At 39.1% G+C, this 18623-nt stretch carries 17 protein-coding genes; all 17 read left to right on the forward strand.

All coding sequences use genetic code 11. The features are described from left to right. Positions 1–81: 81 nt before the first annotated feature. The 17 genes from QN089_RS01730 (at position 82) to glyA (ending at position 17722) form a co-directional block, all read left to right on the forward strand. Positions 82–936, forward strand: coding sequence for a class II fructose-bisphosphate aldolase (locus QN089_RS01730; protein ID WP_087682496.1), 855 nt, complete (start codon positions 82–84; stop codon positions 934–936). A gap of 96 nt (positions 937–1032) precedes the next feature. Next, entirely contained in the window at positions 1033–1680 is a 648-nt protein-coding gene (gene fsa, locus QN089_RS01735; protein WP_068455941.1) for a fructose-6-phosphate aldolase, read from the forward strand. A gap of 16 nt (positions 1681–1696) precedes the next feature. Next, entirely contained in the window at positions 1697–2977 is a 1281-nt protein-coding gene (locus QN089_RS01740; protein ID WP_068455938.1) for a UDP-N-acetylglucosamine 1-carboxyvinyltransferase, read from the forward strand. Positions 2978–3087: 110 nt separating this feature from the next. Further along, positions 3088–4056, forward strand: coding sequence for a class II fructose-bisphosphatase (gene glpX / locus QN089_RS01745; protein ID WP_068455935.1), 969 nt, complete (start codon positions 3088–3090; stop codon positions 4054–4056). Positions 4057–4197: 141 nt separating this feature from the next. Next, positions 4198–5481 carry a transcription termination factor Rho gene (gene rho / locus QN089_RS01750; RefSeq protein ID WP_068455932.1) on the forward strand — a complete coding sequence of 428 codons (1284 nt, stop codon included), beginning with the start codon at positions 4198–4200 and terminating at the stop codon, positions 5479–5481. Between the two features lie 205 nt (positions 5482–5686). Next, the gene (gene rpmE / locus QN089_RS01755; protein WP_068455929.1) at positions 5687–5887 is read left to right on the forward strand and encodes a 50S ribosomal protein L31; all 201 of its coding nucleotides are present in this window, start codon (positions 5687–5689) and stop codon (positions 5885–5887) included. 1271 nt (positions 5888–7158) lie between these two features. Further along, positions 7159–7758, forward strand: coding sequence for a thymidine kinase (locus QN089_RS01760; protein WP_068455919.1), 600 nt, complete (start codon positions 7159–7161; stop codon positions 7756–7758). A 148-nt stretch (positions 7759–7906) separates the two neighbouring features. Beyond that, positions 7907–8986 (forward strand): peptide chain release factor 1, encoded by a 1080-nt coding sequence (prfA, locus tag QN089_RS01765; protein WP_285215814.1) that lies wholly within the window; start codon positions 7907–7909, stop codon positions 8984–8986. Beyond that, the gene (gene prmC, locus QN089_RS01770; protein WP_285215815.1) at positions 8970–9830 is read left to right on the forward strand and encodes a peptide chain release factor N(5)-glutamine methyltransferase; all 861 of its coding nucleotides are present in this window, start codon (positions 8970–8972) and stop codon (positions 9828–9830) included. Before prfA ends, prmC begins: the two co-directional genes overlap by 17 nt. A gap of 228 nt (positions 9831–10058) precedes the next feature. Next, a complete protein-coding gene (locus QN089_RS01775) occupies positions 10059–11084 on the forward strand; it encodes an L-threonylcarbamoyladenylate synthase (RefSeq protein ID WP_285215816.1) in 1026 nt (341 codons plus the stop codon). Positions 11085–11289: 205 nt separating this feature from the next. Next, positions 11290–11727: a low molecular weight protein arginine phosphatase gene (locus QN089_RS01780; protein WP_068455906.1), complete on the forward strand. Its 438-nt coding sequence runs from the start codon at positions 11290–11292 to the stop codon at positions 11725–11727. 3 nt (positions 11728–11730) lie between these two features. Continuing rightward, positions 11731–13017: a methyl-accepting chemotaxis protein gene (locus QN089_RS01785; protein ID WP_285215817.1), complete on the forward strand. Its 1287-nt coding sequence runs from the start codon at positions 11731–11733 to the stop codon at positions 13015–13017. 325 nt (positions 13018–13342) lie between these two features. Then, positions 13343–14512 (forward strand): YhgE/Pip domain-containing protein, encoded by a 1170-nt coding sequence (locus QN089_RS01790; protein WP_285215818.1) that lies wholly within the window; start codon positions 13343–13345, stop codon positions 14510–14512. A gap of 26 nt (positions 14513–14538) precedes the next feature. Further along, on the forward strand, positions 14539–15081 hold the full coding sequence (locus QN089_RS01795) for a PadR family transcriptional regulator (RefSeq protein ID WP_087682502.1): 543 nt from the start codon (positions 14539–14541) through the stop codon (positions 15079–15081). 362 nt (positions 15082–15443) lie between these two features. Next, positions 15444–15887, forward strand: a complete 444-nt coding sequence (gene rpiB / locus QN089_RS01800) for a ribose 5-phosphate isomerase B (RefSeq protein ID WP_068455885.1) — start codon at positions 15444–15446, stop codon at positions 15885–15887. Positions 15888–15912: 25 nt separating this feature from the next. Further along, entirely contained in the window at positions 15913–16458 is a 546-nt protein-coding gene (locus QN089_RS01805; protein ID WP_087682503.1) for a TIGR01440 family protein, read from the forward strand. A 25-nt stretch (positions 16459–16483) separates the two neighbouring features. Then, complete coding sequence (gene glyA / locus QN089_RS01810) at positions 16484–17722, forward strand: serine hydroxymethyltransferase (protein ID WP_068455879.1); 1239 nt, start codon at positions 16484–16486, stop codon at positions 17720–17722. Positions 17723–18623: the final 901 nt, after the last annotated feature.

Genomic DNA, 18623 nt, shown 5'->3' on the forward strand with positions numbered 1-18623 from the left:
AATTAGGGATTTTTTTTTGATAAAATAATAATACAATGTGCTGACTGATATGGCACGCATCCTGAAGGAGGATTTTATATTATGGCTTTAGTATCGATGACAGAAATGTTAAACAAGGCAAAAGAAGAAAAGTATGCAGTAGGACAATTTAACATCAACAACTTAGAGTGGACACAAGCGATTCTTCAAGCAGCAGAAGAAGAAAAATCACCTGTAATTTTAGGCGTATCTGAAGGCGCTGGTAAATACATGGGCGGTTTTGTAGCAGTTGTACACATGGTTAAAGGGTTAATGGAGTCTTACGGTACAACTGTGCCTGTAGCCATTCATTTAGACCACGGCTCAAGCTTCGAAAAATGTAAAGAAGCTGTAGATGCAGGTTTCACGTCTGTAATGATCGATGCATCGCACCACCCATTTGAAGAAAATATTGAAATTACACATAAAGTAGTGGAATATGCACATTCAAAAGGTGTTTCTGTAGAAGCAGAATTAGGCACTGTTGGCGGTGACGAAGATGGCGTAATCGGTGGTATCATGTATGCTGATCCTGAAGAATGCCGTAAGATGGTAGAAGCAACAGACATCGACTGTCTTGCACCAGCACTTGGTTCAGTACACGGACCATACAAAGGTGAGCCAAACTTAGGTTTCAAAGAAATGGAAGAAATCTCGAAATTAACGCATTTACCACTAGTATTACATGGTGGTACTGGAATTCCAACTAAGGATATCCAACGTTCAATTTCATTAGGAACAGCTAAAATTAACGTGAATACAGAAAACCAAATTGCTGCTACAAAAGCAGTACGTGAAATTTTAGAAAACGATAAAGTTGTCTACGATCCACGTAAATTCTTAGGTCCAGCACGCGAAGCAATCAAAACAACAGTGATTGGTAAAATGCGTGAATTTGGTAGTTCACAAAAAGCATAATTCCTATTCAATTTAATATGAAGTATAATGTAGGAGAAGTGTGGATTTTTAAAATTCATGCTTCTCCATTTGTCATATTTTCAGGGGGAAAACATAATGAAATTTTTTATTGATACAGCAAACTTTGATGAGATTAAAGAAGCACATTCATGGGGGATTATTTCAGGTGTAACAACAAACCCATCACTTGTAGCAAAAGAAAAAAACATCTCATTCCACGATCGTTTAAAAGAGATCGCAGAATTAGTTGATGGTTCAGTATCTGGTGAAGTAATCTCACTTGATGCAGAAGGTATGATTAAAGAAGGTCTAGAACTTTCAAAAATTCACCCGAACATCACAGTAAAATTACCGATGACACCAGCTGGTTTAACAGCTTGTTCAACTTTAACAAAAGAAGGCATTAAAACAAATGTAACGCTTATTTTCTCTGCAAACCAAGCTCTATTAGCTGCACGCGCAGGCGCAACATATGTATCACCATTCATTGGACGTTTAGATGATATTGGTCAAGACGGTGTAGAATTAATTCGTGAAATCGCAGAAATCTTTGCCATCCACGAAATTCCTTCTCAAATCATCGCAGCATCAATCCGTCACCCACAACACGTAACACAAGCTGCATTAGCAGGCGCGCATATCGCTACAACACCATATAATGTGTTAGCGCAATTATTTAATCACCCGTTAACAAACAAAGGTATTGAAGGATTCATGAAAGATTGGGCAAATAAAGATCAATAAGCAAGGAGATTTCTAAATGGACGTTTATAAAATTCAAGGTCAAAAACGTCTGCAAGGAACCATTAAAGTGAGCGGCGCTAAAAATAGCGCTGTCGCTTTAATCCCTGCATCGATTTTGGCTAGTTCTCCAGTAACAATTGAAGGATTACCAGAAATTTTAGATGTGTGGACGTTGAAATCTTTACTCGAAGAAATCGGTGGACAAGTCACATTTGAAGATGGCGTGATGTCAATTAATCCTGAGACCATGATTGATATGCCGCTACCAAACGGTAATGTGAAAAAGCTACGCGCTTCATATTACTTGATGGGTGCGATGTTAGGTCGCTTTAAACAAGCAGTCATTGGACTTCCAGGTGGTTGTTACTTAGGACCACGTCCAATTGACCAACATATTAAAGGATTTGAAGCACTTGGCGCAAAAGTGACAAATGAGCATGGCGCTATTTATCTACGTGCAGATGAATTAAAAGGTGCAAAAATTTATCTAGATGTAAGCAGTGTAGGTGCAACAATTAATATTATGTTGGCAGCTGTGCTTGCAAAAGGACAAACAATTATTGAAAATGCTGCAAAAGAACCAGAGATTATTGATGTGGCTACGCTTTTAACGAGCATGGGCGCAAAAATTAAAGGTGCTGGCACGAATGTGATTCGTATTGACGGTGTTGAAAGTTTAAGTGGTACAAAACATACGATTATTCCAGACCGTATTGAGGCAGGTACATATATGATTATGGCCGCAGCAATTGGTGATGGAATTACAATCGATAATGTTATCCCGCTTCACTTAGAACCCATCACAGCAAAATTACGTGAAATGGGCGTAGAGGTACAAGAATATGAAGAAAAAATTCATATTCCAAAAGTAGAGAAGTTAAAATCAGTAGACATTAAAACACTTGTTTACCCAGGCTTCCCAACAGACTTACAACAACCATTCTCCGTTTTACAAACACAAGCACATGGTACATCTGTTGTAACAGATACGGTGTACTCTGCGCGCTTTAAACACATTGCAGAATTGAAGCGTATGGGAGCTACAGGTCAAGTAGAGGGTCGTTCATCTATTATTAAAGGAGCAACACCTTTGACTGCGGCATCTGTAACAGCGACAGATTTACGAGCAGGCGCAGCGCTTGTTATTGCAGGTTTACTGGCTTCAGGTGAAACAGAAATTCACGACATTTATCATATTGAGAGAGGCTATAGTGGCCTCATTGAAAAATTGCGTGGTTTAGGTGCTGTTATTGACAAAGTTACATTAACAAGTGCCGCTGTAACAGAAGAAAAATAGTGAACAATTTGTTGAAAACAGCACTATAATTTTCTCACTGTGCTACAATAGATTTGGTTTAAACCATTCCACTATTAAGAAAAAGTGGCAAACGGGAGGAACAGTAAAAGATGAAACGCAGTTTATCAATGGAAGTAGTACGTGTAACAGAAGCAGCGGCAATCGCATCAGCAAGATGGATGGGCCGAGGATTAAAAATCGAAGCAGATGATGCAGCAACAACAGCGATGCGTCAAGTATTCGACTCAATTCCAATGGACGCAGTAGTAGTAATCGGTGAAGGTGAAATGGACGAAGCGCCAATGCTATACATCGGTGAAAAATTAGGTTCAGATCCAAATGGACCACAAGTAGATATCGCAGTAGACCCACTTGAAGGTACGAATATCGTAGCAGCTGGTAGCGGTAATGCGTTAACAGTACTTGCAATTGCAGATAGAGGAAATCTACTTCATGCACCAGATATGTATATGGACAAAATTGCGGTTGGACCAGAAGCAGCTGGAAAAATCGACATTAATGCATCTGTAACAGATAACTTAAAAGCTGTAGCAGAAGCAAAAGGCAAGCATATCGAGGATGTTGTAGCAACGTTGTTAAAACGTGATCGACACCAAGCAATCGTAGACGAAATCCGTGCAGCGGGAGCTCGTATTAAATTCATTAATGACGGCGACGTAGCAGCAGCTATTAATACAGCATTTGATGAAACAGGTGTAGATATTTTATTCGGTACAGGCGGTGCACCAGAAGGCGTAATCGCAGCAGTAGCTTTAAAATGTCTAGGCGGAGAATTCCAAGGTCGTTTAGTTGCATCGAACGATGAAGAAATCGCTCGTTGTGAAAAAATGGGAATTGAAGTAAACACAGTTTTATACATGGATGATTTAGTAAAAGGTGATGACGCAATCTTTGCAGCGACAGGTGTAACAGATGGCGAATTACTAAAAGGTGTTCAGTTCAAAGGTGGACACTGTACAACAGAATCAGTTGTAATGCGTGCAAAATCTGGTACTGTCCGTTTTGTAGAAGGTCGCCATAGTTTAACGAAAAAACCAAACTTATACATGGAAGACTAAACAAAACTTTCTCATTCTACTTATATAATTGCTCGGCAGCGCAAGCTGTCGAGCCCTTTCTTTCTATACATCTCTTTTAAATTCCCATGCATTGCATATAAAATAAATAAAAAAATAATATAAGAGTGGTGTTGAATAAATATGCCGGCATTAACAATTTCACAACTTGAGGATATGAAACTCAAGGATCTTTATGCGCTCGCAAAAGAGTATAAAGTATCTTATTATAGTAAATTAACGAAAAAAGAATTAATCTTTGCTATTTTAAAATCAAGAGCTGAACAGGAAGGATACTTCTTCATGGAAGGAATTTTAGAAATCGTCTCACAAGAAGGTTTCGGATTCTTACGTCCAATTAACTATTCGCCAAGTTCTGAAGATATTTATATCTCTGCATCTCAAATTCGTCGTTTTAGCTTACGTAATGGAGATAAAGTAACGGGTAAAGTACGTCCACCAAAAGAAAACGAACGTTATTATGGTTTACTACACGTAGAAGCAGTAAATGGTGAGAATCCTGAGACTGCAAAAGAACGTGTTCATTTTCCGGCTTTAACACCACTATATCCAGATCGACAAATCAAACTAGAAACAACACCGACGAAATTATCAACACGAATTATGGATTTAGTTGCACCGGTTGGTTTTGGACAACGTGGGTTGATTGTAGCGCCACCAAAAGCAGGTAAAACGCTATTATTAAAAGAAATAGCGAATGCCATTACAGAAAAGTATCCTGAAGCTGAATTAATTGTTTTATTAATCGATGAACGTCCTGAGGAAGTAACAGATATTGAGCGTTCTGTTCAAGCAGATGTTGTCAGCTCGACATTCGATGAATTACCTGAAAATCATGTAAAGGTAGCAGAATTAGTATTAGAGCGTGCGATGCGCCTTGTGGAACATAAACGTGATGTCATTATTTTAATGGACTCGATTACACGTTTAGCACGTGCTTATAACTTGGTTATTCCACCAAGTGGACGTACACTTTCAGGTGGTATTGACCCAGCTGCCTTCCATCGTCCAAAACGATTCTTCGGTGCTGCACGTAATATCGAAGAGGGCGGAAGTCTAACAATTTTAGCAACTGCTCTAGTTGATACGGGTTCACGCATGGATGAAGTGATTTATGAAGAGTTCAAAGGTACAGGGAACTTAGAATTGCACTTAGATCGAAATTTAGCAGAGCGTCGTATTTTCCCAGCGATTGATATTCGTCGTTCAGGAACACGAAAAGAAGAATTACTCATTCCAAAAGAACAATTGAATAAGTTGTGGGGAATTCGTAAAACATTTGCGGATGCACCTGACTTTACAGAGAAGTTCTTGAAAAAACTACGTACATGTAAAACGAATGAAGAATTTTTTGAAAAGCTTGATTCAAGTATGAAAAAAGCAACGAATGGTAAAGGGCTTATTTAATCTTACATAATAGAGGCTCAAAACATTTTATTTATGTCATATCGAGAAAAATAAATTGCATTCAAATAAGGTCTTTGTTATAATTTGATTCATGATGCAATCATTACGTGTTGCATATGCGACAGATGATTCTGGGTCGTGTAAGGCAACAGTTTGATATTAACTACTCTGTTCCAGATGGTTCAGGGCGAGAGGAGAAACAAACATGAAACAAGGTATTCACCCAGATTACAAAGAAGCAACAGTAACTTGCTCTTGTGGTAACACTTTCAAAACTGGTTCAGTAAAAGAAAACATCGTTGTGGAATTCTGCAACGAATGTCACCCATTCTACACTGGCCGTCAAAAATTCGCGTCTGCTGATGGACGTGTTGATCGTTTCAACAAAAAATACGGTCTTAAATAATTCAACTCGAATTATTAAAATACCTGCTAGGCGCTCTGTCGCTTAGTAGGTATTTTTCGTTTTACATAAGTGTGGATTCCCATTCGCGCGCGGATTTGTCCCTTTCGGCGGAGGAGATTCTCTTTCGTGCGCGGATTAGTCCCTTTCGATGGCGGTGTTTCCCTTTCGCGCGTGGATTTGTCCCTTTCAACGGGGATGATTCCCATTCGCGCGCAGATTTGTTCCTTTTAACGGCGAAGATTCCCTTTGGCGCGTGGATTTGTCCCTTTCGTCGAAGGAGATTCCCTTTCGCGCGTGGAATAGTCCCTTTCAACGGTGAAGATTCCCTTTGGCGCGCAGATTTGTCCCTTTCGATGGTGGTGTTTCCCATTCGCGCGCGGATTTGTCCCTTTCAACGGCGAAGATTCCCTTTCGCAGGTGGAGTAGTCCCTTTCAACGGCGAAGATTCCCTTTCGCGCGCGGATTTGTCCCTTTCAACGGCGAAGATTCCCTTTCGCAGGTGGAGTAGTCCCTTTCAAAGGCGAAGATTCCCATTCGCGCGTGGATTTGTCCCTTTCGTCGAAGGAGATTCCCATTCGCGCGCGGATTTGTCCCTTTCAACGGCGAAGATTCACTTTCGCGCGTGGAGTAGTCCCTTTCAACGGCGAAGATTCCCTTTCGCGCGTGGATTTGTCCCTTTCGTCGAAGGAGATTCCCTTTCGCGCGTGGAGTAGTCCCTTTCAACGGCGAAGATTTCCTTTCGTGCGTGGATTTGTCCCTTTCAAAGGCGAAGATTCCCTTTGGCGTGTGGATTTGTCCCTTTCGTCGAAGGAGATTCCCTTTGGCGTGTGGATTTGTCCCTTTCGTCGAAGGAGATTCCCATTCGCGCGTGGATTTGTCCCTTTCGTCGAAGGAGATTCCCTTTCGCGCGTGGATTTGTCCCTTTCGTCGAAGGAGATTCCCTTTGGCGCGTGGATTTGTCCCTTTCGTCGAAGAAGATTCCCATTCGCGCGTGGATTTATCCCTTTCGCAGGCGGCGTTTCCCATTCGCGCGCAGATTTGTCCCTTTCAAAGGCGAAGATTCCCTTTCGTAAGCGAATCAGTCCCTTTCAACGCCCAACTCCTTTTAAAAAAGTGCGAAAATGACCATGTATTTAACCTTGATAAAAAGGGTAGATTCCTGTAGTATAAAGCACGTTGTTTAAAATAAAATCATCGTTTTACATCATATAAAATTTTGAATTTACATATAAATAATGCCATAATTATAGAATGAAGAAAGGGGTATTCCAATGTATGTAACGCAGCAAAATGGCTGGATTGAAGTAATTTGCGGTAGTATGTTCTCTGGGAAGTCGGAGGAGTTAATTCGTCGTGTACGTCGTGCACAATTTGCGAAACAACGCATTGCAGTATTCAAGCCACAAATTGATAATCGTTATAGTGAAGAAGCCGTTGTATCACATAATGGCACAACCGTTATTGCTTATCCGATTCAAGAACCATCAGAAATGTGGGATTATATCTCAGACGAGTACGATGTTATAGCAATTGATGAAGCCCAATTCTTTGGTCACGATATTATCGAAACGGTACAAAAATTAGCAGATCATGGCTATCGCGTGATTTTAGCTGGACTTGACCAAGATTTTAAAGGCGTTCCATTTGGACCGATGCCATTTTTAATGGCGATTGCGGAACAAGTCACGAAATTACAAGCTGTATGTAGCGAATGTGGCTCACCAGCTAGTCGCACACAGCGTTTAATTAACGGAGAACCTGCAAAAGCGGACGATCCTGTTATTTTAGTAGGTGCATCTGAAGCATACGAGCCAAGATGTCGTCATCATCACTTTGTACCAGAAGGTAAGACATCTGTTGTAGAAAAGTGATGAAAAAAGTCGTTTTTTAGGGTAAAATATATAGGATGATTTTTAAAAGAGTAGCAAGAGTTACTCTTTTTCTTTATACTATTATAGGGACAATAAATAGATAAAACATGATATAGATTAGGAATAAGAAAGGAAAAGGTGAAAATATATGTTTGATCGCCTTCAAGTAGTTGAGGACCGTTATGAACGTTTAAATGAGTTATTAAGTGACCCGGACGTTGTATCGGATAATAAAAAATTAGCACAATATTCAAAAGAACAATCAGATATTCAAGAAACAGTTGAAGTGTATCGTGAGTATAAATCAATTAAAGAGCAAATCGCTGACGCAAAAGAGATGTTAGACGAAAAGCTTGATCCAGATATGAAAGAAATGGTTAAAGAAGAATTAAAAGAACTAGAAGTACAAGTACCGGGCTTAGAAGAACGCCTAAAAGTACTGTTAATTCCAAAAGACCCGAACGACAGTAAAAACGTAATCATGGAGATTCGTGGAGCAGCAGGTGGAGACGAAGCAGCCTTATTCGCAAACTCTCTATTCCGTATGTACAGTAAATATGCGGAAACACAAGGCTGGAAAATCGAAGTTATGAACGCGAATCCAACAGAACTTGGTGGGTATAAAGAGATTGTCTTCATGATTAATGGACAAGGCGCTTACTCAAAATTCAAGTATGAAAGTGGCGCACACCGTGTACAACGTGTTCCAGAAACAGAATCACAAGGTCGTGTACACACATCTACATCAACAGTAGTGGTTATGCCAGAAGCAGAAGAAGTAGAATTAGACTTACAAGAAAAAGATATTCGTGTCGACATCTATCACGCATCAGGCGCAGGTGGTCAGCACGTTAATAAAACCGCATCAGCTGTACGTATGACGCATATTCCAACAGGTGTTGTTGTAGCGATGCAAGATGAACGTTCACAATTAAAAAATCGCGAAAAAGCGATGAAAATTTTACGTGCGCGTGTATATGATAAATTACAACAAGAAGCGCAAAGTGAATACGATGCAGAACGTAAATCAGCTGTTGGTACAGGTGACCGTTCAGAGCGTATTCGCACATACAACTATCCACAAAACCGTGTAACAGATCACCGTATTGGTTTAACAATTCAAAAATTAGACCAAATCATCGAAGGTAAGCTCGATGAGGTATTCGACGCGTTAATTATGGAAGAACAAGCGAAAAAATTGGACCAACTAAATGAACCAAGAATGTAAGCAAATTTTCGAGGCCCTTCAATGGGCTTCTTCTTTTTTAGAGGAAAAAAATCGTGAGGCGAATGCAGCCCGCTTACTACTTCAGCATGTTTTAGCTGTTGATTATACAGGTCTCATGTTGAACATGCGCGAGCCTTTAACGGAAGAACAGCAACAACAATTTGAGGAGCTAATCCACGCTCATATCGCTGGTAAACCAGTTCAATATTTAATTGGAACAGAACAATTTTACGGTCGTACATTCCAAGTGAATGAAGCTGTATTAATTCCAAGACCAGAAACGGAAGAATTAGTAGAGCAAGCACTAGATCGGATGACAGCGAAGTTCGGTGATGCATCATTATCACTTGTGGATATTGGAACAGGCAGTGGTGCAATTGCAGTTACGCTAAAAAAAGAGCGCCCGAGTCTGCAAGTAACAGCTACTGACCTAAGTGAAGATGCACTTCAAACTGCAAAACAAAATGCACAACTGTTAGAAGCAGATGTCACTTTTTTGCAGGGTGATTTAACAGCACCTGTTCAACATCAAAAGTTCGATGTTGTACTATCAAACCCACCGTACATTGCGTTCGACGAAGTGAATGTGATGAATGAAGTAGTATTAGAACATGAACCGCATACAGCTCTATTCGCTGAAGAAAATGGTCTTCAGTTGTATCGTCGACTTTGTGAGGAGTTACCGCATATTGTGCATAACCAAGCAATTATTGGCTTTGAAATAGGTTATCAACAAGGTGAAGCTGTGTATAACTTATTGAAAAAAAGTTTTCCACAGGGAAAAGTAGAAGTTTTAAAAGATTTATTTGGACAAGATCGTATGGTTTTTTGTGAAATCGGATAGTTATCCACAGCTGTAAAGTATAAAACCTTTACATTTATAAAATAATTAAAAAATGGTGCGAAATGCGTAGTATCAATACTTATAAGAAGTCTAAAGCACCTATTTTCAAATAAATTCGTATATTTCTGAAAAAGTTATGCACAGAATTTCACGAAATATCCACAATTTCAATCGAAAAATCAAAAATGTGCATAACTTTCTGAAAAATTGTGTGGGAGGAAGAACAAAATGGAGACAAAACGAGTAGTCGTCAATCCAGATGGTACATTTACTTCTGCCTATGATGAAGCAGTTCAATTATTAAAAGCAGGTGAGGTTGTCGCATTTCCTACCGAAACAGTTTATGGACTAGGTGGCGTTGCAACAAGTGATGCGGCAGTTGCTAAGATTTATGAAGCAAAAGGTCGACCATCTGACAATCCATTAATCGTTCACATTGGAACAATTGAAGAAATTGATCGCTATGTAATCGATGTAAATGATAAGGCAAAAAAATGTATGGATGCATTTTGGCCAGGCCCTCTAACTGTTATTTGTAAAGTGAAGCCGAATGTACTATCTGAAAAAGTAACAGCTGGTTTGGATACAGTTGGTTTACGCATGCCAAGCCACCCCGTATCACTACAATTGTTACGACATCTAGGTGAACCAGTTGCTGCGCCAAGTGCGAACCGAAGTGGTAAGCCAAGTCCAACAGAAGGTATTCACGTAGAAGAAGACTTAGCAGGTAGAATTCCGATGATTGTAGATGGTGGCGCAACAGGAATCGGTGTGGAATCAACAGTAATTGATTGCACATTAGATATACCCACCATTCTACGTCCGGGTGGTGTCACAAAAGAAATGTTGGAAGCTGTCATTGGAGAAGTTCATCAACCAACACACTTAGAACAAAAAGAAGGTGCCCCAAAAGCGCCCGGTATGAAATATACACATTATGCACCGAATGCGCCTGTTTATATGATTGAAAAAGATGAAGAGAAAATCCAGTCTGCAATTCAAGCGCTGCATAAAGAAAATAAAAAAGTGGCTTTACTCGCGCCAGAAAATTATGCGTGTGATGAAGCGGATTATTTCTTCTCATTTGGACAAGATACACAAGAAGAGATGGCGTTACATCTGTATCATGCATTACGTGCTTGTGACGCAACGGATGCAGACATTGTACTCGCAACTGCGACAACGACAGATGGTGTGGGTTCAGCTATTATGAACCGACTTGAAAAATCAGCAGGCGGTAATTGGTATAAATAAAAGTTTTCAAAGAGAATCACGCAATCAAGTGATTCTCTTTTTTCTTTTCTCTAGATGGTATGTGTTAAGATGAATATAATAAAAATAGATGGAAATAAATAATGTACGAAGTCATAGTTGATACTTTAGGCATAATATTTTTTTGGTAAAATGTATCATTTTTCCTTCTATTTAAGGTATAATTTAACTATAAGAGAGGTGCGCCATGCAAATTTATTTTATTTGTACAGGTAATACATGTCGAAGCCCAATGGCAGAAGCAATTTTGAAACATAAGAAATTAGAAAATGTGGATGTATATTCAGCAGGTGTTTATGCACAATCAGGTGTTCCAATGTCTACAAATGCGCAAATTGTATTACAAGAACATGGAATTGAAGCGCAACATCAATCTTCACCAGTAGATGTAAATCGATTAAATCAGTCAGATTTAATTTTGACGATGACAGGATCGCATTTACATGCATTATTGCAAGTATACCCACACATTGCGGATAAAGCATTTACATTACATGAATACGTATATAATCTGCAAAAAGATGTATCGGATCCATACGGTGGAAGTGTAGATGTCTATCGTCGTACATTTGAAGAACTACAACGTTTGATTGACGCACTTCAATCGAAAATAGTGGAGGATTAATACATGGAAAAAGAAAATAAGCACGCATTTAGTTTACGTAAAAAGTTAGTCTTATTTGTAGTAGCATTAGCAGTCATTACATACGGGACGAGCTTAGTATTTATACAATATATTCAGCCTACGTTCTTTCCCGATTCCAATGTATTAGTATTTGAGATTGTAACGTTTAGTTTAGGAGTTATGTGGTCTGGTATTTTAGCAGCAATTTTAGCATTCTTTATTATTAAGCCGTTACAACAACTTGAAAAAGTAGCGCTAGAAGCAGCAAAAGGGAATATTCATCAAGAAATTGAGGTTCGTAAATCAAAAGATGAAATCGAATCTTTAGCGAAGGCTTTTCAAACGATGCTTGTCAACTTGCGTCAAATGGTCAGTAGTATTGAAGATAATTTTCAACAAACGAATCAAACGGTTCGCGCTTTATCAGTAGAATCAAAAGAAGCTTTAGAACAGTCGGATGCCATTGCCCAAACAATCGCACAGATTTCAGAAGGCGCTGTAGATTCAGCCATCTCGATTCAAAATACAGCTGAAGCGATGGAAGATGTACGTTCACTAGCAGATGAAGTGAATAATCACGCAGTAACTTCTTCAGAGTATTCTCGAAAAATGATTGGTGAACTGAATCGCACAACAACAGCCATTGAACAACTTGTGAAGGGTATTCAAGATATGGCTGAGGGGAATCGTCTTGCGTTACAAGATATCCACCAGTTAGAACGGAATGCTAATGAAGTTGAAAAGATTATTTTATTAGTCGGTTCAATTGCAGAGCAAACGAATTTACTGGCATTGAATGCGTCAATTGAAGCAGCGCGTGCTGGTGAGCATGGTAAAGGATTTGCAGTTGTAGCAGAAGAAGTACGTAAACTGGCAGATGGCAGTGCAGAAGCAGCAAAAGGTGTTGCGAAATTAATTCAAGTGATGCAAGCAGACGTTGTACAAGTTGTAGGCAAGATGACGTCACAAGTTGAAATTGCAGAACATGAAATGGCACGTGTCAACGAAACAACAGACGCTGTTTCAAGTATGAATCAGATTGTGAATAAGATGGCATCTTCAGTAGATGAGATCTCAACATTTGTTGGAAAACAGTTACACAATATTGAACAAACAGCACAACAGTCACAAGAAGTAGCAGCGATTGCTGAGGAGACAAGTGCAGGAGCGCAGGAAGTTCGCAGTGCAGCAGAAGAACAAGCTCGTTCGATTTCGCAAATGGATGACCTATCACGCAACTTACAAGTACAATCAGAAGAACTGCATAAAACCATTCAGCAATTTAAGTAATATAATAGTAGAAAAGAGAAATCACTTGGGGAAAGTGGTTTCTTTTTTTATTTCAGAGATGGATTTAATCCATAGAACATTTAAAAAAGAGTGTTCTCTCCACCTTCAATTTTGAAGTTTATAGAAAAGGTGAATTATTTGGTCAAGACTTTTAAAACATACTTGTCACGCTTTCGTCATATTTTGATATTTTTTTAAAATCGACTTCATTTTCTCATTGCGCGAATGGATGTTTTTATTATATAGTATTCAATACTTCAATTGAAATACTCTAATTAAAGTATTTTAATTCAAAATGAAAACAAAAAGGGGAACATCATAGAATATGAAATTCAAAGATTTTATTAAAGGTAAAAGTATTGGTTCAGCTATGTTCATGGCGATTTTTTATGTCGTAGTTATGCTTGGTATTTTTTTAGCTGGTTACTCGGCACTTCCGGGAAACATCGACCGCTTACATGTAGCCATCGTAAACGAAGACGAAGGTGCATATGGTAAACAAATCGCAAAAAGTCTTGAAAAAGAATTACCATTTAAACATATTGAAAAAGATTTAACGAATAAAGAAGCAATGAAAGAATTGAACGACAACGAAGTAGCGATGGTTGTTCGTATTCCAAAAACATTCTCAAAAGATTTACAAGATGGTAAAACAAGTTCATCAATTGACTTTAGTGTGAACGAAGCATCTGCCACAGCAGTATCTTCAACAATGACACAAGTAGCAAGTCAAATTAATGCACAACTAAGTAAGCAATTCTCAACGCAAACAGCTGAAGGAATTTTAGCGCAGTTACAAGTTCCAAAAGAACAAGCAAAAGAGATGGCTGAAGCAATTCAAACAAGCTATCAAGGTAACATTAAAATTATCAACGATGTACCGGCAGGCATGCAAAATAACATGCTACCAATGTTCTTAACGATGTCACTATATATTGGTGCCATGATTGGTTCAATGATGTTAGTAGGTGCATTCAAATTAAATCGTGGTAAAGCGACAAAAACACGTCTCTTCACGTATATGCAATTAGCATCAATCATCATTGGTGTGATTGCAGGTATTGCTTCAACAATTATTTCATTCTTATTAATCGACCATTTAGAAGGATCAAAAGCATTCTTCGAAATGTGGGGACAACAAGCATTAAACTACTGGGTATGCTTCAACTTCACAGCTATGTTCATCTTCTTATTAGGCGATGCAGGTATGATTGTGAATATTCCAGTACTGCTTTACCAAACAATTTCAAATGGTGCAACAATCTCTTACGATATGATGTACGCACCATTCCAATGGGGTAGCCACATTACGCCAATGTTCTATTCGGTTCAAGCGTACTTTGCAAACATCTTTGGTAATACATCTGCCGCACCATTTATTTGGGGACTAGTGGCAGTAGGCGTAGTCGCAATGTTAATTAACATCATCATTGCTTGGTTATTACACCGTCCACTACCACTCGACAAACCAGAGGCAGAAGCAACAGCTAAATAATGTAGCAACATATAGGAGCTGAAGAAGTGAGTATTCAAATATTTATTTTAAGTAACTTAATGGAACAGAGCGCCTATCCATATCAACTCAAGAAAAAATTAGCTGACTTTAAAATTCTCGATTTGAATAACTCACTATCAGAAAGTCGGCTATACTATAATTTTGAATCGCTAAAAAAACAAGGTTTGATTGCAGTAGAAGAAGTACTGCATGAAGAACATCGTCCAGATAAGCAGATGTTCACGATTACAGAAAAAGGTCGTGAACAGCTCGCTGGAAAAATCTATAAAGTGTTCGAACAAGCGATTGGCATTGATGATATGATGGTTGGTTTGGGCAATCTTGAATATGTCGATTGTTATCGCGTACTTGCGATACTTGAGAAAAAGCTCGACAAGTATAAAAAGAATTGGGCGATGATTACGACATTTGATAGCGAAAAATATGTAACGACACGCTATGCGGATCTACGTACGATGATGGATGCCTATACGACGGAACGATATGAACAATTAATTCGTTATATGGAACAAATCATTGAATATGTAGAACAATACGAAAAAAAATGAGAGATGGGCGATTCAGTCCATCTCTTTTTGTTGAAAGAAATTCAGGTTTGAAATAGGTTTTGATTCACTAAAGAAGTAAAAATGGAAAAAAGATAACATTTTTTGTCCATATAGTAAGAATTATCAGAAAAATTAACGTATTGTATAAATCTACAAAGTTCGGTATTATGGATTTAAAGAGATGTTTTATTTATTTGAAAGCTCTTATTACTATCTATAACTTAACTATCTAATCTTTTTAAGTTTTAAATGTTCGTCTTATGGGCGTGGAAGGACCTTAAATTTTGAAAATATATGTCTTTCTCAATGTAAAAATGGTAATATTGTAGTGAACCTTAAACATAATGAAAAGAGGGATTAAATTGAAAATCGCAATTTCATCTGACCATGGCGGAAACAATTTACGTAAGGAGATTATGGCCTTACTAGATGAGCTAGGATTCAGTTATGAAGATTTTGGACCTCAAGACGACAGCTCTGTAGATTACCCTGATTATGCAAAACCAGTATCAGAAGGTGTTGCTTCAGGTAATTTCGATAAAGGTATTTTAATTTGTGGTACAGGCATTGGTATGTCAATCGCTGCAAATAAAGTAAAAGGAATTCGTTGTGCATTAGTACATGACGTATTCTCAGCAAAAGCTACACGTTGCCATAATGATTCAAACATTATCGCAATGGGTGAACGTGTAATCGGCCCTGGCCTTGCACGTGAAATTGTCGCAACTTGGTTACAAACAGATTTTGAAGGTGGTCGTCATGAACGCCGCATCGAAAAAATCACTGCACTTGAAGAACAAAAATAAGCGCAATTCGTAAGGAGACATGATCATGTTAGACACAATCTCGCAAGATCTAACCATCTTATTAAATGAATTAGCAGAACAAGCCACTTTTAAAAAGGGGCAGTTATTTGTTGTCGGATGTTCCACATCTGAAGTCAAAGGTGCAAAAATCGGTACAGCAGGTGGGTTGGAAATTGCAGAAGCACTGTATCAACCACTTGAACAATTTGCAAAACAGCATGGACTCTATTTAGTATTCCAAGGCTGTGAACATATTAATCGTGCTTTAACAATGGAGAGAGAAGCAGCAGAACGCTATCAATTAGAAGAGGTTGCCGTTATTCCAGTCGTCAAAGCAGGAGGATCAATGTCAGCATATGCTTATCGTCATTTACAAGATCCCGTCGTTGTAGAGACTGTACAAGCTCATGCAGGAATTGATATCGGCCAAACATTAATCGGTATGCATTTAAAGAGGGTGGCAGTTCCTGTTAGAACATCTGTCCAACGTATTGGTGAAGCTGTTGTAACAGTTGCAAAAACTCGTTTAAAACTAGTCGGTGGAGAACGAGCAGTATATACATTAGATTAATTAATTATTTAGGGGGCAAAGAGAAATGGAAAAACTTGCAGCAAAAGATAAGGCGGTATTTAACGCAATTGAATTAGAATTTGCACGCCAACAAGAAAACATCGAGTTAATCGCTTCAGAAAATATCGTAACAAAAGCAGTAATGGAAGCACAGGGTTCTGTATTAACAAACAAATATGCAGAAGGTTATCCTGGGAAACGCTACTACGGTGGTTGTGAATTCGTAGATATCGTAGAAGATATCGCGCGTGATCGTGCAAAAGAATTATTCGGTGCAGAATACGTTAACGTACAGCCTCACTCGGGTGCACAAGCAAACATGGCAGTTTATTTCACAATTCTTGAGCAGGGCGATACAGTGCTGGGTATGAACTTAGCACATGGTGGTCACTTAACACATGGTAGCCCAGTGAACTTCTCTGGCGTTCAATACAATTTCGTAGAATATGGTGTTACAGAAGATACAAACGTAATCGACTATAACGATGTTCGCGAAAAAGCATTAGCGCACAAACCAAAATTAATCGTAGCAGGTGCTTCAGCTTACCCACGTGAAATCGACTTCGCTAAATTCCGCGAAATCGCAGACGAAGTAGGCGCGCTATTCATGGTGGATATGGCACATATCGCAGGTCTTGTAGCAGCTGGTCTTCACCAAAACCCAGTACCATATGCTGATTTTGTAACAACAACAACACACAAAACATTACGTGGTCCACGTGGCGGTATGATTCTTTGTAAAGAAGAATGGGGTAAAAAGATTGACAAATCAATCTTCCCAGGAATTCAAGGTGGTCCATTAATGCACGTAATCGCAGCGAAAGCAGTAGCATTCGGTGAAGCATTACAACCAGAATTCAAAGCATACGCACAACAAGTCATCACAAACGCAAAAGTATTAGGTGAAGCACTAGAAGCTGAAGGCATCAAAACAGTTTCAGGCGGTACAGATAACCACCTATTACTATTAGATGTACGCTCACTAAACCTAACTGGTAAAGAAGCAGAAGCTTTATTAGATGAGGTACACATCACAGCGAACAAAAACGCAATTCCATTCGACCCAGAAAAACCATTCGTAACTTCAGGCGTACGTATCGGTACACCAGCGATTACATCTCGTGGTTTCAAGGAAGAAGATATGAAAGAAGTTGCTTCAATCATCGCACTTGTATTGAAAAATCCAAACGATGCAGCAATCAAAGCAGAAGCAATTACACGCGTAAAATCATTAACAGATGCACACCCAATCTACGCAGACTAATTTATAAAATGGAGAAATCGCCTGAGGGCGGTTTCTTTTTTTGTTAGGATTTTGAATGAGTGCCCCTTTCAAAGAGCGAGATTCCCTTTGGCGCGTAGAATAGTCCCTTTCAAAGAGTCGAATTCCCTTTCGCGCGTAGAATAGTCCCTTTTAAAGAGTCGAATTCCCATTGGCGCGTAGAATAGTCCCTTTCAAAGAGTCGAATTCCCATTGGTGCGTAGAATAGTCCCTTTCAAAGAGTCGAATTCCCTTTCGCATGCAAAAAAGTCCCTTTCGGAAGAATAGATTCCCTTTGGTGCGCAGAATAGTCCCTTTCAAAGAGTCGAATTCCCTTTGGTGCGTAGAATAGTCCCTTTCAAAGAGTCGAATTCCCATTGGCGCGTAGAATAGTCCCTTTCAAAGAGTCGAATTCCCATTGGTGCGTAGAATAGTCCCTTTCAAAGAGTCGAATTCCCTTTCGCATGCAAAAAAGTCCCTTTCGGAAGAATAGATTCCCTTTGGTGCGCAGAATAGTCCCTTTCGGAGAGCGAGATTCCCTTTGGCGCGAGATTTAGTCCCTTTCAAAGAGCGAGATTCCCTTTCGCGCGTAGAATAGTCCCTTTCAAAGAGTCGAATTCCCTTTGGCGCGTAGAATAGTCCCTTTCAAAGAGTCAAATTCCCTTTCGCGCGTAGAATAGTCCCTTTCAGATGAGAAGATTCCCTTTGGTGCGCAGAATAGTCCCTTTCAGATGAGAAGATTCCCTTTCGCGCGTAGAATAGTCCCTTTCGGAAGAATAATTCCCTTTGGCACGCGAACCAGTCCCTTTTAAAAAATCTTCGTTATTCAATAGTAAGCTTCTAAAAGATATAAATTTTCGCTTTAGATTCACTCCTATTAAATAAAAGTAAATAGAATGAGGAA

Origin of the sequence: Kurthia sp. YJT4 (genome assembly GCF_030219945.1) — a bacterium.
Taxonomy (GTDB): Bacteria; Bacillota; Bacilli; order Bacillales_A; family Planococcaceae; genus Kurthia; species Kurthia gibsonii.

Bases quoted from the DNA above. Each gene is read 5' to 3' on its own strand.
- fsa (WP_068455941.1), top strand. From the start codon at position 1,033: ATGAAATTTTTTATTGATACAGCAAACTTTGATGAGATTAAAGAAGCA.
- QN089_RS01785 (WP_285215817.1), top strand. From the start codon at position 11,731: ATGGAAAAAGAAAATAAGCACGCATTTAGTTTACGTAAAAAGTTAGTC.
- glyA (WP_068455879.1), top strand. From the start codon at position 16,484: ATGGAAAAACTTGCAGCAAAAGATAAGGCGGTATTTAACGCAATTGAA.
- QN089_RS01780 (WP_068455906.1), top strand. From the start codon at position 11,290: ATGCAAATTTATTTTATTTGTACAGGTAATACATGTCGAAGCCCAATG.
- QN089_RS01775 (WP_285215816.1), top strand. From the start codon at position 10,059: ATGGAGACAAAACGAGTAGTCGTCAATCCAGATGGTACATTTACTTCT.
- QN089_RS01730 (WP_087682496.1), top strand. From the start codon at position 82: ATGGCTTTAGTATCGATGACAGAAATGTTAAACAAGGCAAAAGAAGAA.
- rho (WP_068455932.1), top strand. From the start codon at position 4,198: ATGCCGGCATTAACAATTTCACAACTTGAGGATATGAAACTCAAGGAT.
- QN089_RS01760 (WP_068455919.1), top strand. From the start codon at position 7,159: ATGTATGTAACGCAGCAAAATGGCTGGATTGAAGTAATTTGCGGTAGT.
- prmC (WP_285215815.1), top strand. From the start codon at position 8,970: ATGAACCAAGAATGTAAGCAAATTTTCGAGGCCCTTCAATGGGCTTCT.
- QN089_RS01740 (WP_068455938.1), top strand. From the start codon at position 1,697: ATGGACGTTTATAAAATTCAAGGTCAAAAACGTCTGCAAGGAACCATT.
- prfA (WP_285215814.1), top strand. From the start codon at position 7,907: ATGTTTGATCGCCTTCAAGTAGTTGAGGACCGTTATGAACGTTTAAAT.
- rpmE (WP_068455929.1), top strand. From the start codon at position 5,687: ATGAAACAAGGTATTCACCCAGATTACAAAGAAGCAACAGTAACTTGC.
- glpX (WP_068455935.1), top strand. From the start codon at position 3,088: ATGAAACGCAGTTTATCAATGGAAGTAGTACGTGTAACAGAAGCAGCG.
- QN089_RS01790 (WP_285215818.1), top strand. From the start codon at position 13,343: ATGAAATTCAAAGATTTTATTAAAGGTAAAAGTATTGGTTCAGCTATG.
- QN089_RS01805 (WP_087682503.1), top strand. From the start codon at position 15,913: ATGTTAGACACAATCTCGCAAGATCTAACCATCTTATTAAATGAATTA.